Genomic DNA, 15,137 nt, shown 5'->3' on the forward strand with positions numbered 1-15,137 from the left:
TCTTACTATCGACAGTAATTGGTATTTTTCCAGTATAAAACAAAAAAACTCCCCTTTTTTAGAAAAGGGAAGCTCTCACACTATTTTTTCACAACAACTTTCACTGCTTTACTTTCTCTTTTTCTCACATCTGAAGCTGTCACGTACAAGACGGTTTTGGCTTTTTGCGGCTTGATTTTAGCTGTAAATGCGCCTTTGCTATTGGTTTTGACCGTTTGAATGACTTTCTTTGATTTGTTCTTCACCTTGATCGTCAAGCCTGCACCCGCAGTCCCTTTGATGGTTTTGCTTTTCACCGTGACTTTACTCACCTTCGGTTTAGCTGGTGCTTTGCCCTTTTTCACGACCGTTTTGAGAGAAGTAGCAGCCTTCCCTTTTGAAATCTTGATGTGAAGCACTTTGTTTTTGTTCTGATGCTTGATCTTCACACTAAAGGTTCCTTTTTTGCTTGCCGTGCCTTTTCCAAGCAGGGTTTTGCCCCTATACACAGAAATAGCCGCACCTGCTTTCGCCTTTCCTGTCACCTTTTGATGCTGATCTTCTACTTTGTTGACTGATGCGTTTAATTCAACAGCACTTAATGCGGCAAAAGCATTGAGTCTGCCATGTCCTGTCATCCAATCGATACCCGGAATCTTCGGATCGACAATCGGCTCGTCATTTTCATCATAGAAAATGTCATTATTTCCATCAACAAAGGGAAATGAGATGTTATCTGCTGTATTTTGCAAAATATTTCTCACTTGATTTGGTTTCAGGGCTGGATTTTTAGAAAGCAGTAATCCTGCTGCTGCTGCGACGTATGGTGTAGCCATGGATGTCCCGCTCAAGTATGAGACATTCCCATCCGGCATTAAACTTGGAATATCAGACCCCGGTGCTGACATGCTTAATCCTTTCCCATAGCTTGAGAATTCAGCGGCAATATCCATGCGATTACTTGCACCAACTGCCATGGCGTATTTGGAAGTCGCCGGATAACCCATTTCTGGAATGCCATCGTTTCCGCTAGCCACTACCACTAATACATTTTTTTGCGCAGCATAGTTCATCGCATATTCAATGACCTTGCTGTAATATCCGCCAAGGCTCATGTTGATGACCTTTGCGCCTTTGTCCACTGCATGCTTAATTCCAAGTGCAATATGCTCTGTATCTCCGTATCCATAAGCATCCAGCACTTTGACTGGGATGATGCCTGTATGCTGATTCAGCCCTGCCATGGAGTAATGATTATCGGCTTTTGCTGCAATGATGCCTGCCACATGAGTGCCATGTCCATTGTCATCAATTGCATCTTTATTTCGTCCAATCAAGTTAGCACCTAAGTCTGTGCGAACCGTCCCGCTTAAATCGGACAAACGGCTGTCGACACCTGTATCAACAACAGCAATTAACGTTTGCTTCATTTTGCTAGTGCCAATCAGTGAATTCATTTGTTCAAACTTTACATCAGCGCCTTTTTTCCCGCTGTTTTGTGCACTGTTTTTCAAAGGCCATTGGTATCCATACTGCACGTCATTGCTGAGCGCACGATAAGTTTGCACTGGCTCTGCAAATTCAACATTCGGCATGCTAGACAGCTTTCTTGCAGTGCTTTTGATCACAGCTTTCCCTGCTTTTAGTGTTTTTCCAGCTGACTCTTGCCCTGCTGGAACATCATAGACATACATTCCTTTAAATAAAGGACTGACTGATTGAGATGTCACACGGTTTTCTTGAATTCCGTAATTTTTCATCTTCTTTTTTGCGGATTGAAGCGTTTGTCCATCCTTTAATTTAAAGATGATTTTGTTTGTGTTGACCTTTTCTTCTGGAACAAGCTTTTGCTTCTCGAGGACATAACCGATTGATTTTCCTTCAAGCTGATCAATTCCTACTTTTTGTCCCACTGTTTCTAATTCCTTTTTTAGATAGGCTGGACTTGCCTCTTTGAGCATATCAAAAAGGGAACGGATCGCCTGTTGCTCTTTCTCTGTGACGATATGACCGCTGAATGCACCATTTTTCTCTACGTCATTCAGCAATGATTTTAATGTAAGCAAATGATTGTACACCGTTTGCTGCTTTTTTTGATTGTTGATGAGTTTAGATTTGAGAAACGGCTTTGTTTTTTGCAGCAGACGTGTGAGTTTCTGACCATCGGCGGTTTCATTGAATCGTTTGTCCTCGATCGTACGAATGGATTGAAGAATTTCACGTCCATGCTTTTTCTCAATAATGATGATCCCTGGATCTTCTTCTTCAGGGAAAATCGGTTCAGATGGCGGGAGATTCGCGCCTTTATACCCGATTGTATAGGCTGCATCCTCTTCCTCATCACGGCTGTCTTCCTCCGTACCTAAATACAGCACTTTGACATAGTAAGGACCTGACCATGCATGCGGGAAGTTAATCTCTGTCTCTCCACTTGCTGTGTCAGCGCGATATCTCGAATAAGTGTCATCCTTCATCGCTCTGTCCTTACTTGGATAGACCGATACAGATAACATTTGTTTACTTTTTACAGAAATTTGCATATGTGTATATTTTGCCACCTCTTGTGAAGATGGCGTAATTTGATACCATGACTCTTCTTTTTCATTCTGTAATGTACCTGAAATGACGTCACCATTTTTTAACCCAATGGCTTCATTGACACTTGTTCCTTTACTAACTGCTGATGCCTCATACCCAGGTAATGCAGCCATACATAGAATGATAGCCATGAGTACAACCACACAGGATTTGACCTGCTTTTTGAACATGAAAAGACCCCCTTATTTTTTACAATACCTTGGAAGAATATCACAGAAAATCATTTAGTAGAATCTGTTTTTGACATAATTAAACTCGTTTTAAGCTAGGATTTGAGATATTCAGTTAGCAAGTCTGATCGCTTCATAAACTTTTTGCCATTTCAAACGGAAAATGATGCTATTTAACCATATCGAAAAGTACATTACAATCAAATTGTAAGCGCTTAACAAACAAGAGAGAAGGGATCAGCTTGTTCCAAAAAGATCATGTTTTTACACAAGTAAACGGTCGATCAAAGAATGAGATTTTACAATATATTTCTGAGAAAGCTGAAGACCTTCAGATTACAAACGATCACGCGGGGCTATTAACAGATTTGTTGAAACGCGAAGACGAAGTCTCAACAGGACTTCAGCAAGGCTTTGCCATTCCTCATACAAAAAGCTCTGCTGTTCAAACGGCTTCACTTCTTTTTTTAGAGCTTGAACAGCCCATTGACTGGGGAAGCTTCGACGATTTACCAACGAGCTATTTATTCACCTTGCTCGTTCCACTAGAAGATGCCAATGTCACACACCTAAAATTACTGTCTGGCATTGCCACAAGCTTAATGGAGCCTGCTTTCATTGAAAAGATTCAACCCGGTCAAACAGCAGACTATTATTACGAGGTCATTGAACAACAATTGAAAGAGGGGATTACACAATGAAAATTGTCGGTGTCACTTCATGTCCAGCAGGATTAGCGCATACGCCAATGGCAGCAAAAGCATTAGAGAATGCGGGTAAACAACTTGGACACGAGATCAAAATCGAGCAGCAAGGGATTATGGGACAGGTAAATGGCATTACAGCAGAGGAAGCCAAACAGGCAGACCTTTGTATCATTGCCTCAAATCAGCATATTAACGACGCAGAACGCTTCTCGGGTATTCCCACAGTACGTGTCGAAATCGGACGCGCTTTAAAAAATGCCGAGCAAATTATCACAAAAGCCGTTGCGTTAGTTGAAAAGAAAAAATCTGAATCTCAATAAACAAGAGCAATGCCATATAGAAAGGAGCAAAGCAGAATGAAAGCAAAATTAAAAGTCATTGAAGGCCATCTTATGACCGGTATTTCTTATATTCTACCGGTCATCATCGGAGCTTCACTTATCGTTGGTTTAGCCAAACTAGTCGGTTTAGGTTTTGGTGTGTCAGATTTAAATGCCTATAAGGATGCAGGCGGCATTTTACATGGTGCCTATTTGATGGAACAGGTTGGCTGGACAGGCATTGGCTTAATGAACGTACTGCTCGCTGGCTTTATTGCCTATTCGATTGCGGATAAATCAGGTCTTGCGGCCGGCTTTATCGGCGGAGCTCTTGCCAGCTCAACAAATGCTGGTTTTATTGGCGCCGTCATTGCAGGTTTCTTTGCCGGATATGTCGCCCTCTTTGTGAAAAGAAAAATTCAAATTCAAGGCTCCGCAGCTGGACTCGTCCCTCTGCTCATCTTACCGCTCATTACTGTTGGCTTAACTGGACTTCTCATGTCGGTGTTGCTAGGCGGGCCATTAGGTGCTTTGAACACAGCATTAATTGAATGGATTAAAGGCATGGTCGCAGACGGAACAAGCACAATTGCACTTGCTTTGATTTTAGGCGCAATGATTGGATTCGATCTTGGCGGACCTGTGAATAAATCAGCTTGGATGGCTGGTAACGCCCTCTTCTTATCAGGTGTGTATCTTCCTGCCATTCTCGTCAATATTGCCATTGTCATTCCGCCACTTGGATACGGGCTTGCCACATTGATTAGAAAACGCAACTTCTCCCCTACCTTTAGAGAAGCCGGACGAGGCGGCTTGGTTATGGGCGTTATCGGGATTACAGAAGGAGCCATTCCTTTTACCCTCGTCAATCCTTTGAAATTGATTCCGCTGAATGTCGTCGCTTGTGCGGCTGGAAGCGGGGTCGCTGCCTTATTAGGTGTTCATGACATCATGCCGCCAATTGGCGGACTATATGGCTTCTTCTCAGTAGGAAACTGGTGGGCGTATTTGATCGGTGCCCTAACTGGCGCGCTCGTCATCGGAATTGGCGCCAACCTGCTTGTGAATTTCTCTGAGAAAAAAGAACCACAAAAACCAGAACACGATCAGAAGCAGAAAGAAGAAGACGATTTTGACCTTGTGCTAGAAGGATAATTTGAACAAAGAAAGGTGTCGTTAATTAATGACTGTCAATGTACATGTGATTCCACATACTCACTGGGACCGGGAATGGTATTTCACCACCTCCCGCTCCCGTATTTACTTAATGAAAAACGTAATGGACATTTTAGACACCCTTGAAACAGATGAAAGGTTCCATTACTTCATGCTCGATGCACAGGCATCCTTGCTTGATGATTACCTAAAATGGCGTCCAGAGGACGAGAATCGAATCAAAAAGCTCGTCACGGCCAAACGTCTCATCATCGGTCCGTGGTATACACAAACGGATCAGCTCGTCATTTCAGGTGAATCGATTGTACGGAACCTGCAGTATGGTATAGAGCGCTGTCATCAATTCGGACATGTCATGAAAGTGGGTTATGTACCAGATTCCTTCGGTCAATCCGCACAGATGCCTCAAATTTATCAAGGCTTTGGCATTGTAGATACGGCATTTTGGCGCGGCGTTTCGGATCATATGACAAATCATACAGAATTTAATTGGCGCGGTGCTGACGGCAGTGAAGTCTTTGCTGTGAATCTGCCATTCGGCTACTACTACGGTGGAAATATTCCTGAGAAGGATGAAGACTTAAAAGCCTTTCTTTCTGAAAAAATCGGTGCGCTTCAAGCAAAAGCCACCACTAACAATGTCTATTTCCCAAATGGGTTTGACCAGGCGCCAATCCGTAAAAACCTGCCTGACTTATTAGAAAAAGCCAATGAATTAGACGAGCATCACTATCACATCAGCAGTCTGGAAGATTACATTGCAGCGGTGAAGAAAGAGCGGACTTCCTTTGACACATTACAAGGAGAGCTCATTCATGCCAAGCATATGCGAATTCATAAATCGATTTTTTCAACAAGAGCAGATTTAAAAATCTTAAACAATCAAATTGAAAACTATCTCGTCAATGTGATGGAGCCCATTTTAACCATCAGCTATTCACTCGGGCACGATTATCCGCATGACACAGTGCGTGATATTTGGTACCTCATGTTTGAAAATGCAGCGCATGACAGCATTGGCGGCTGTAATAGTGACACGACGAATCAAGATGTCTTCTTCCGCTATAAGCAGGCAAAAGAAATCGCCGAGAACCTTGTGGACTTACACATGCGTCTCATCACCATTCGATTACAGACAGAGCAAGAAATCACGTTCACTTTATTTAATACCCTGCCTTCAAAGCGCTCTGAAGTCATTGAAGTCGAAACCTTTATAACGGAACGGCCATTTACGCTGAAAGACGCGAACGGACACACCCTTCACTACACAGTGAAAAGCAAAACCGATGTGACTGATTATGTCTTAGCACAGCAAATTTCTCTTAACCCAAGCAAAGAGGTGTACATCCCTAAGCAAGTCTGGAAAGCCGTTCTACTCATTGAAGCCGTCGACTTACCTTCCGTTGGGTATACACAAGTCAGCATGGTTTTCGATGAATCAAGCGAATCCGTTTGGGAGCAGACGGATGACCGTATCATTGAAAATACGTATTACCGCATTGCGGCAAATGACAATGGAACATTAGAGATCACGGATAAACAGACAGGCCGAACATTCTCTGAGCAAATGATCTTTGAAGACAACGGAGACGACGGGGATTCCTATAACTATTCACCACCGCGTGAGGACCTTTATGTATCATCTCAAGATATCTCATCCGCCAATATCACCGTGTCTAAAAGTGGGCTGCAAGAAGAACTGACCATCCAGCTTCATCTCACGGTTCCATATGACTTAGAGGAACGCTCACAGCAAAAGGTGACGACCTCTCTTCCGATCACAGCAAAAGTCGCTTTAAATCAAGACGAAGCGGTCATTCGTTTTCATGTGGATGTTGATAACCGTGCATTAGACCATCGTCTGCGTGTACTTTTTGATACAGGTATCGCATCAAACGTATCACTAAGCGATCAGCAGTTTGGCACAATCGAACGTCCAACAGAGCTGACGCAAGAGCTTGAATGGTGGAGCAAGGAGCATTGGGAAGAAAAACCGATCACCATTGAACCGATGCAATCATTTGTTGCCCTTCGTGATGAATCATATGGGGTCGCTCTGTTGACCGACTGCGTAAGAGAATACCAAATCACAGGCGAAGGCTACACAACAATTGCTTATACACTCTTCCGTTGTTTCGGAAAAATGGGGAAAGAAAATCTACTTTACCGTCCAGGCCGAGCGTCTGGAGAAAAAATCGTTGAAACACCTGACGCCCAGCTTCAAGGCGCGCTATCGTTCTCCTTCGGCATGCATTATAGCAAGGAAGCGGTAAGCGAAGGACACTTAGCGCAGCTTGCCAAGCGGTATACCACCCCAGTGCAATGCTATGAACGGGCAGACTTTTTAAACGGTCGTTTAATTTTCTCTTTCCGAGATGAAAAAGAAGACTTACAATCTACTTATAGCCTGCTTGACATTGAAACAGACGGAGCCATTCTAAGCGCTTTGAAAAAAGAGGAGCATGGAACAGGCATTGTCATTCGTCTCTTCAATCCATATTTAACGCGTCAAACAGCCGCTTCAATCAATAGTTCATCTCTACAACATGGAGAAACAGCGAATTTAGGCGAAACACCTGAAGGACATATACTGAAAGCACAACATGGATCATTACACATTGAACCGCTCACACCTTGTCAGGTACAAACCTACATTGTAAAGAAAAAATGAACATGTAGGGGCGGGATCCATTTGGATTCCGCCCCTCTCTAATGGAGGGCAATGATCATGCGAATTGGAGGCATTGAAGCAGGCGGTACAAAATTTGTCTGCGGCTACGTAACAACAGATGGAACGATTGAACACAAGACTTCCTTTCCAACAGGAGATCCAGATGAAACATGCCGGCAAGTGATCGATTACTTTACAGCGCATCCAGTCGATGCGATTGGAATTGGTGCATTCGGGCCTGTTGATGTAAAAGAACAGAGTACAAGCTATGGGACGATTTTAGACACACCCAAAACAGCCTGGCGCCAATTTCCATTCCTCTCTACCTTAAAACAAGCGCTCGGTCTCCCGATGAAGCTTGATACTGATGTCAACTGTGCTGCGCTCGGGGAAGTCCGCTTTTCGGCTGAAGCAGAAAAGCCTTCTTCTTTGGTCTACATCACCGTTGGGACTGGCATCGGTGGCGGTGCCTATATTGAAAACCGTCTTATCCATGGACTGCTTCATCCAGAAATGGGTCATATCACAGTCCAGCGCCACCCTCATGACACCTATGGGGGCTGCTGCCCAATCCACCATGATTGTCTAGAGGGACTGGCATCTGGTCCTGCCATAGAAGGACGCTATCATACACTGGCACAGATGCTGCCAGAGGATCATCCTGCCTGGGCACTTCACGCCTACTATCTCGGGCAAATGGCCGCAAATTTATTACTCACCCTTTCACCAGAACGTATCATTCTTGGCGGAGGTGTGATGAAACAGCCAGCCATGCTGCCGCTTATCCTTGAAGAAGCAGACAAGCGGCTTTGCGGCTACTTACAATTACCAAAGCCATTACATGAAATTGTCACAAAGCCTTCCTTTGACGGATTATCTGGTTTAATGGGAGCAATCGCCCTTGGAACTGATGCCTTACAGGCACAAGGAGCGGCGCAATGATGATGACGGCAGATACTCGAACCTATCAGCTCATTCAGCGGCTATTTGAAACGAAAGGGTTCGTGAAGCTAGAGGAGCTAACTGCCTCTTTTCGCTTATCTGACCGCTCCATCCGCAACTTAATCAAAGAAGCAAACGAGCTGTTAAAACAAGCCGGGGCCATGATTAAGACGATACGCGGGAAGGGGTATACACTCTTAACAAGTGACCAAGACGCTTTCCTGCTTTGGCTTCATCAACAAAAGCTTCCTGCCCGCTCCCTCGTACCCGTCATGCCAGAAGAGCGTGTACGATTTATGATGAGAAAGCTATTGCTTCAATCAGATTACTTAAAAATTGATCAGCTGGCAGAGGAGTTGTTCATCAGCCGCATGACGGTCAGCAGTGATTTAAAAAAAGGACGGGAACTGTTAGCCCGTTACGGCATGACCCTTGTCTCAAAGCCCGGATTTGGCTTAAAAGTCGAGGGAGACGAATTGCAAAAAAGAACGTGCTATGCAGACTTACTGCTTGAAGAAGAGCCTGCACTTTCCAATATTACCGAGCGGGAACAGCTTCATTTTCCTGATATTTCACTTGAAACCATTCGGTCCATTGTGCTCACGAACCTATATCAAGAATCGTTGCTCATTAAAGACATTGCCCTAAAAAATTTGGTGATTCATTTAGCGATTGCCATTCAGCAAACACGAAAAAAACAGCGAATATCTGCCAGCACCACACGCACACAAAGGTCACCTGTGTTAACGAGAATTGCCAAAAAGATCACTCAGCAGGTGAGCGACACTTTTCACGTGACCTTGTCAGAGGATGAAACAGATTACTTAGTGATGCACCTCTTGGCGAATCAAACGTGGAAAGAGGCCGACCAGCACCAAACGACAGAGGAAGTACGGCAGGCAGTGACACGATTTCTCCAGCACATTGAAAGGACAAGCGGACATCGTTTTGCTAATGACGATATCTTGCGTCAAGATTTGATGCTTCATATGAAGCCATTATTAAATCGAATTCAATACGGCGTGTCTTTACAAAATCCGCTTTTGCATGAGATCAAAACATCTTATCCTTATCCGTTTGATTTGGCTGTCAGCGGACTCAATGCCTTACACCTGGTGCGGACGCCAAATGAAGATGAGGCGGCTTATGTTGCCTTGCATATTGCTGCTTCGTTTGAAAGAAGTCATCTTGACACCTCGCAAAAAAAGAAAGCCATTATTGTGTGCGGGTCTGGACTAGGAACGGCACGGCTGCTTGAAATTAAATTGAAGGCGGCCTTTCAACATGAGCTTGAGATTGTTGAGCTTTATTCTTATCAGGATTACGCTTTTAGCACGACTTTGCCATGTGATGTGATTATTACAACCGTACCTCTCGCACCAAAGGGGAAACCGATCATTCAAGTGAATGCTTTTTTTGAACATCATGATGTCCAGCGTGTGAGTGAGATCATTCATTTATTAAACGGACACGGCTCACCTTCGCAGGAGCTGATGGCATTTTTTCAAGAACGATTGACCCTATTGGATGCGGACCTCTCCAGCAAAGAAGAGGTATTAGATACGCTATGCAGCCGATTAGAGGCGCATCAGCTTGTATCGTCTTCTTTTCGCTTCTCAGTGCTGGAGCGTGAGCAAATGGCATCTACCTATCTTGGCAAGGGGATTGCGATGCCGCACCCACTCATCACAAATGAAGGCACCTCCTGCGTAGCCATTGCACAACTAAAGGAGCCGATTGACTGGCAGGGAGATCGAGTGTCTCTTATTTTCTTATTAGCCATTCATAAGGATGACGCTGCCTGCATGAACCAATTTTTCGAGCAAGCCGTCGATTTACTGGACAGCCCAGACCGCATTCATTCATTGAAAAAAGCAAACACATTTGATGAGCTGATGAATGCGTTGTTTCGATAAAGGTGAATGTTTTACAGTAAACACACACTATACTGATCACAAAAGACCGCCCAATGTATAAATGTTTAGGCGGTCTTCTTTCATGTAGGTGACATCACGTCAGAATCAATCGTATATCACATGTTTTCCTTCTTCACTTAACTTTTTTAAAGAGGCCCGCATATGGTTGATTTCTTCATCAGAATGCCTTTCCCATACACCTAATTCAGCGACTATTTTTAAAGGAGATTTTGATCGATAAGAACGGGTTGGGTTTCCAGGGAATTTTTGATCCGTCACATTCGGATCATGTTCAAACGCACCTAATGGTTCTACAATATAAATTCTCTCTTTTGAATCAGACCTTGCCAATTCAGCACCCCATTTGGCCGCGTTTAATGTTCCCGTAAAATAGATATAGTTCGATTTTTTATCCTGATAATTGGATACATACAACGGTTCAAGCAGGCCCCCCATCTTCAATTCTGCTTTCGTCCCATGAAAAAACGGCCCAGGATCTAAGACATGTTTCTGATCGCTCATATGGCCACTCCCCTTATCATTTTTGACTTGTGTATCACAGTATACGGGCTGATCTGGGCGGAAAACAGTCTATAAATGAGATTAAATTCGGGGTATAATGATAGTAGAGAGTAAGGGGGAAATGAATCTCCAGCAGCAATAATACCTACTGCAATCCAACCTCATTTCAAGCCCAAAGGTAAGAATTAAAGGGTTACATGTTAATATATTTATTCCTCTACACCTGCTCGTCTGTAAACCTGTGTTAACTCTTCCCAATCAAAAGAACACTTTTAGTTTATTAGATTAGCTCCACAAAAAAACATTTTGAATTTTTTATAAGATAAGAAATGTAATAAACATAAAATACAAGAAATGAATGAACCCCCTTTATTACTCACATTCACCTATCACAGTAAAATTCATCAAAACGAATGCAAAAATAAAAAGATAGCTGGGTATCATTCAAAATTTTTTAAATGAACCTTAATTTTCCCTTAAATCAATCAAACAACTCTTTAAACATAAGCATAGTTATGCCATAATTCAAAATACATTAAAATCCTATAAAGGTAATTAAAGGGTTTTTAAAAATTAAGAAAGGAGAATTATAGTTGGGGAACTTTTCAACAAAGATTTTAAAAGCTTGGTTATCAATTCCTAGATGGTTCAGAATGTTTATACCTACCGCCATCACAATTTATGTATTATGGACACTGTTAATCAACGGGATAAAAAATTTTTTTCAAATAAATTCACAGTCTTTGATTATAAGTTTAATAGCTTCTGCCATAATATTATTTATTTTCAATAAGTTTAATAACAAAACTGAAAATAAAGGAGAAAACAATCTTGACTAAAAAAAGATATATAAAAATGACCTTGTTTTTGTTGGCAATAACAATGATAGCTTCAATTTTCCACCCTAATTCTATTTTAGCAAAATCAAGTACATCTCAAGCCAAAAAACAATATCCACCAATTGGACAAATGACACAATCTGAAATGCATATGTTCCTAAACAATGGCGCAAAATATAATCCACCGCAGCCTAAAGAAGCTCAAACTAAAAATATTGTCACTACAATAGCAAAAAAACTTGCTGTACAGGCTCTTCGCAAGTCAGGCACATATTTAGAAAAACCCTTATCAAAAGTAATAGGCAAGAAATATGCAAAAAAAGCGAAATCAGGTTTTTACAAAGTTGCTGATTATATCGAAAAAGTCCAAAATGTACAAGAAAAGGGCATAGCCGCAATTTTTATACAGGTAGGCCTTCCACCTGATGTGGCATTTGAAACAGCGAAATGGATTGTGATATTCTTCGGATTATAAAAGAAAGCAGCTTTTTAATCTATTAAAATCAGACTATCATTCGAACAACTCGAACAATATGTTGTTGCCAATAAAGTGAACGAACAAAAAAGGGGACTGACCCCCGTTTTTGAGACAGGGATCAAAACACCTTTACGAAACAGCCAGTTGCCGAAACTCTTTTGGTGACTGGCTGTTTCATTTCAATTGAATTCGGATATTGTTATAATAATCAATATACTCCCTGACTGTTTTTTCTACAATGGCTGTTGTAGTGTTTGTCAGGTGGTGGAGATAAAATCCTTCTGATTTTAAACTTGAGTGGAAGGATTCGATGGGGGCATTATCAGCGGGCATTCCCTTACGGGACATGCTCATGGTAATGCTTTTTTTCTTCATCTCCGTTTGATAAGCATATGAAGTGTAGACCGAACCTTGATCGCTATGAAGTACGCAGACTTTAGGCAGTGTCTTTAACTGCTTCAATGTATCTAAAACTAGAGAAACATCCTGTTTATCACCAATCGTATAAGCCACAATCTCACTTGTATATAAATCTTTTATGCTGGATAGATAAAGCATTTTTTGCCCAAATAGAAAATACGTGATATCTGTCACCAGTTTTTCAAGTGGCTTTGTCGCAGAAAAATCTCGTTTTAAGTGATTTTCTGCAATGTAATAGGGTTGACCGGTCTGTTTACGCTTTTTCACTTTCACACGACACTGCAAACCGTAGGTTTGCATCATTCGTTGTACTCTCTTATGGTTGATCTTCATTTCTTTGCGTAGAAGAGCCGTTATTTTACGATACCCATACGTATACTTGTGCAACTTACAAAGTGTTGAAATAAGCTTGATTACCCCATATTGCTTTGAGTGATGATGATCTTGTTTTTTCCAACGATAAAATGTTGATTTAGCCACTTCAAATAGCTGACAGAATTCACTGACACTCACTTTATCTTTTACCGTTTCGTAGATCGACACGAGTGCTTCTTTTTCCACCACCTTTCCCATTCTCGGTACTTTTTTAATATGTCTATTTGTTGATTTAGATAGCGATTTTCTGTTTTCAATCTCTCGTTTTCATCTTGGTATTCAGGTCCTTTACCGTATGAATACTGCTTTCCAACAGGTTGATGAAACCGGTGGGTTTCACCATTGTGATACCACTTCATCCAAGTTTTCACTTGTGTTTTATTCTTAATTCCTAGCTTGTCCATGATTTCTTTTGTTGAGACTCCTGCCAACTTCATCTGAACCGCCTCTTCTTTTACACTTGCGGGGTAACTGACTCTTGTTCCCATACAAAAAACACCTCCAAATTGTTTTCAGGTATGATATACCCGATTTTCAACTTAAAGGTGTTTTTATTTGTCTCACTTTATGGGGTCAGTCCCTTTTCCTGTTACTTCCAGATGTTCTCCCCATTTTGCTCGATCAATGTTTCATACCAATAAGAGCTCTGTTTCCGAATTCTTTTGAGGTCTTTCAGGTCAAATTCATCACGATTGACGTAGATAAAACCGTAGCGTTTTGAGCAGCCTTGGTGTGTACTGATTAAGTCGATGGCTGACCACGGGCAGTACCCGAATACCTCAACACCGTCAGTGATCGCCCATTTGATTTGTTCAATATGTTTTTCTAAATAATCAATTCGATAATCATCCTGAATCGATCCATCCGCTTCTAGCTTGTCAAAAGCGCCTAGCCCGTTTTCCGTAATAATAAGAGGCAGCTGATAGCGGTCGTAAATCTCACGCATCGTTGATCGGAAACCGGTAGGGTCAATCTCCCAGCCAAATGCATTTTTACTTAAGAACGGGTTGTTCCCGCCTTTGTAGACGCCATCTTCACCAGATTTTAAATGCTGATCTCCGCCGCGGGCAAATTCATCATTGCCATCTCCTTTACTCGCTTCAACCGTTTGAGATGTGTAGTAGTTAAAGGCAATGAAGTCTGGTTTTGCACTTTTCAAAATATCCATATCTCCCTCTTCAATCACAGGAAGAATGTCTTTTTCCTTCATGTATGCCCATGCAAGGTTGTTATAACGACCGAATACCGCCATATCAAGATATAGCCAGTTGCGGATCGCATTGTAATTAGCCGCAGCAATGACATCCTCAGGTTTTGGAGATGCCGGGTAAATAAGGGCGATGTTTGGTGCTGGTCCGATTTTCGCCTCAGGCAGTAAACGATGACAAAGCGTCATGGCTTTCGCCTGTGCCACAAGCATATGGTGGTTCTGCTGATATAGTTCTTTTTTCGGATTTTCTAAATTTGGATCCAGTGTACCTAAAGCTGATCCATGTAAGATCATCATGTTTTGTTCATTAATGGTCAGCCAATATTTTACCTTCTCACCATACTCCTGGAACAAAACTTCCGCATAACGTTCAAACGCATCGACTGTTGAACGATTTGACCAGCCGCCTTTCACTTGAAGCGCATGAGGTAGATCAAAGTGATACATCGTCACAATTGGTTCAATGTCATAGCGTCGCAATTCATCAATGAGAGAATGGTAGAATTCAATTCCCTTTTGATTGATCTCCCCATCTCCATTTGGAATGATACGTGTCCATGCAATGGAGAAACGATAAGCCTTCAAGCCCATTTCTGCAAACATCTTCACGTCCTCTTTATATCGATGATAGTGATCGCTGGCTACCTTAAAATCAGTTGTTCCTTCAGGATAGCTTTCTCTCATATCAATGACTGAAGGTCCCTTGCCATCCTCGTTCCATGCACCTTCTACTTGATAGGCGGAAGTCGATCCGCCCCAGAAAAAGTCTTTTGGAAATGGTGCTAGTGTTGAATATCTCATGATTATGTCCTCC

Annotated in this window: 11 protein-coding genes; 7 read left to right on the plus strand and 4 right to left on the minus strand. The window is 42.2% G+C overall.

The annotated features are described in order from the left end of the window. Positions 1–80 precede the first annotated feature (80 nt). Positions 81–2,747 (minus strand): S8 family peptidase, encoded by a 2,667-nt coding sequence (locus BK049_RS06855; RefSeq protein WP_071168170.1) that lies wholly within the window; start codon positions 2,745–2,747, stop codon positions 81–83. Positions 2,748–2,989: 242 nt separating this feature from the next. Here BK049_RS06855 and BK049_RS06860 point away from each other — a divergent pair, with 242 nt between their 5' ends. The 6 genes from BK049_RS06860 to BK049_RS06885 are packed head-to-tail and all read left to right on the plus strand — an operon-like array spanning position 2,990 to position 10,479. Next, entirely contained in the window at positions 2,990–3,448 is a 459-nt protein-coding gene (locus BK049_RS06860; RefSeq protein ID WP_071168171.1) for a PTS sugar transporter subunit IIA, read from the plus strand. Further along, complete coding sequence (locus BK049_RS06865; RefSeq protein WP_007498438.1) at positions 3,445–3,774, plus strand: PTS fructose transporter subunit IIB; 330 nt, start codon at positions 3,445–3,447, stop codon at positions 3,772–3,774. Before BK049_RS06860 ends, BK049_RS06865 begins: the two co-directional genes overlap by 4 nt. A 36-nt stretch (positions 3,775–3,810) precedes the next feature. Continuing rightward, positions 3,811–4,929: a PTS fructose transporter subunit IIC gene (locus tag BK049_RS06870; protein WP_071168172.1), complete on the plus strand. Its 1,119-nt coding sequence runs from the start codon at positions 3,811–3,813 to the stop codon at positions 4,927–4,929. Positions 4,930–4,957: 28 nt separating this feature from the next. Then, entirely contained in the window at positions 4,958–7,621 is a 2,664-nt protein-coding gene (mngB, locus tag BK049_RS06875; protein WP_071168173.1) for a mannosylglycerate hydrolase, read from the plus strand. A 57-nt stretch (positions 7,622–7,678) separates the two neighbouring features. Beyond that, the gene (locus tag BK049_RS06880) at positions 7,679–8,563 is read left to right on the plus strand and encodes an ROK family protein (protein ID WP_071168174.1); all 885 of its coding nucleotides are present in this window, start codon (positions 7,679–7,681) and stop codon (positions 8,561–8,563) included. Beyond that, positions 8,560–10,479, plus strand: coding sequence for a BglG family transcription antiterminator (locus BK049_RS06885; RefSeq protein WP_071168175.1), 1,920 nt, complete (start codon positions 8,560–8,562; stop codon positions 10,477–10,479). The genes BK049_RS06880 and BK049_RS06885 overlap by 4 nt, the downstream gene beginning before the upstream one ends. 105 nt (positions 10,480–10,584) lie before the next feature. Here BK049_RS06885 and arr read toward each other — a convergent pair whose 3' ends face one another. Further along, positions 10,585–11,001, minus strand: a complete 417-nt coding sequence (gene arr / locus BK049_RS06890; RefSeq protein ID WP_008358208.1) for an NAD(+)--rifampin ADP-ribosyltransferase — start codon at positions 10,999–11,001, stop codon at positions 10,585–10,587. An 831-nt stretch (positions 11,002–11,832) separates the two neighbouring features. On the opposite strand from arr, the gene BK049_RS06900 reads away from it, so the two are divergent. Beyond that, positions 11,833–12,315: a hypothetical protein gene (locus BK049_RS06900; protein ID WP_071168177.1), complete on the plus strand. Its 483-nt coding sequence runs from the start codon at positions 11,833–11,835 to the stop codon at positions 12,313–12,315. A gap of 177 nt (positions 12,316–12,492) precedes the next feature. On the opposite strand, the gene BK049_RS06905 is transcribed toward BK049_RS06900, so the two are convergent. After that, positions 12,493–13,601 (minus strand): IS3 family transposase gene (locus BK049_RS06905; protein WP_145939399.1). Its coding sequence is split into 2 segments (ribosomal slippage): positions 12,493–13,328 and positions 13,328–13,601, totalling 1,110 coding nucleotides; the frame shifts between segments, so codons are not numbered across the junction. A 101-nt stretch (positions 13,602–13,702) separates the two neighbouring features. Further along, positions 13,703–15,124, minus strand: coding sequence for a glycoside hydrolase family 1 protein (locus BK049_RS06915; RefSeq protein WP_071168180.1), 1,422 nt, complete (start codon positions 15,122–15,124; stop codon positions 13,703–13,705). Positions 15,125–15,137 lie beyond the last annotated feature (13 nt).

It is taken from the genome of Bacillus xiamenensis (assembly GCF_001857925.1).
Classification (GTDB): Bacteria; Bacillota; Bacilli; order Bacillales; family Bacillaceae; genus Bacillus; species Bacillus xiamenensis.

Excerpts from the sequence above, each read along its gene's own strand:
- BK049_RS06865 (WP_007498438.1), top strand. The coding sequence starts at position 3,445 with ATGAAAATTGTCGGTGTCACTTCATGTCCAGCAGGATTAGCGCATACG.
- BK049_RS06870 (WP_071168172.1), top strand. The coding sequence starts at position 3,811 with ATGAAAGCAAAATTAAAAGTCATTGAAGGCCATCTTATGACCGGTATT.
- BK049_RS06915 (WP_071168180.1), bottom strand. The coding sequence starts at position 15,124 with ATGAGATATTCAACACTAGCACCATTTCCAAAAGACTTTTTCTGGGGC.
- mngB (WP_071168173.1), top strand. The coding sequence starts at position 4,958 with ATGACTGTCAATGTACATGTGATTCCACATACTCACTGGGACCGGGAA.
- BK049_RS06855 (WP_071168170.1), bottom strand. The coding sequence starts at position 2,747 with ATGTTCAAAAAGCAGGTCAAATCCTGTGTGGTTGTACTCATGGCTATC.
- BK049_RS06880 (WP_071168174.1), top strand. The coding sequence starts at position 7,679 with ATGCGAATTGGAGGCATTGAAGCAGGCGGTACAAAATTTGTCTGCGGC.
- BK049_RS06885 (WP_071168175.1), top strand. The coding sequence starts at position 8,560 with ATGATGATGACGGCAGATACTCGAACCTATCAGCTCATTCAGCGGCTA.
- arr (WP_008358208.1), bottom strand. The coding sequence starts at position 11,001 with ATGAGCGATCAGAAACATGTCTTAGATCCTGGGCCGTTTTTTCATGGG.